Genomic DNA, 361 nt, shown 5'->3' with positions numbered 1-361 from the left:
GCGGACGTGGGTGGTGGAGTCGATCATGAGCGGGATCGAACCCGCAGCGCCGCTGTGATCTTCAGAGACTGGGCAGCCTATCCTCTAAGGAGGTGCGCGGGCAGGTGAGGCAGGCGTTGCCGGGCTCGATCGCGTAGTAGAGGCAGCAGCCCGCGACACCGAGCCGGGAGGCGAGTCCGGCGGTGTCGCCTGCGTCGCTGGGGTCACTGCCCGCCTGGAGGTCTGACGCGTGCTGCTCCGCTGCGAGGGTCTCCAGCCAGTCCCGCTGGAGCAGGAATATCACGGTGTAGCACTCTGAGGGCGCCGAATCGCTCACTACGGGCGGGGGGCGGGGGGGGCGGGGGGGGGGGGGGGGGGCGGG

1 protein-coding gene is annotated in these 361 nt (G+C 71.2%); it reads right to left on the bottom strand.

Annotated features, from left to right (window positions below):
* Window positions 1–61: 61 nt before the first annotated feature.
* A complete protein-coding gene (locus tag PUR56_RS30165) occupies window positions 62–283 on the bottom strand; it encodes a (2Fe-2S)-binding protein (RefSeq protein WP_329951280.1) in 222 nt (73 codons plus the stop codon).
* Between the last annotated feature and the right edge of the window lie 78 nt (window positions 284–361).

This window comes from Streptomyces sp. BE303, from assembly GCF_036290945.1.
Taxonomy (GTDB): Bacteria; Actinomycetota; Actinomycetes; order Streptomycetales; family Streptomycetaceae; genus Kitasatospora.
This window is presented reverse-complemented; position numbering and strand designations above follow the sequence as displayed.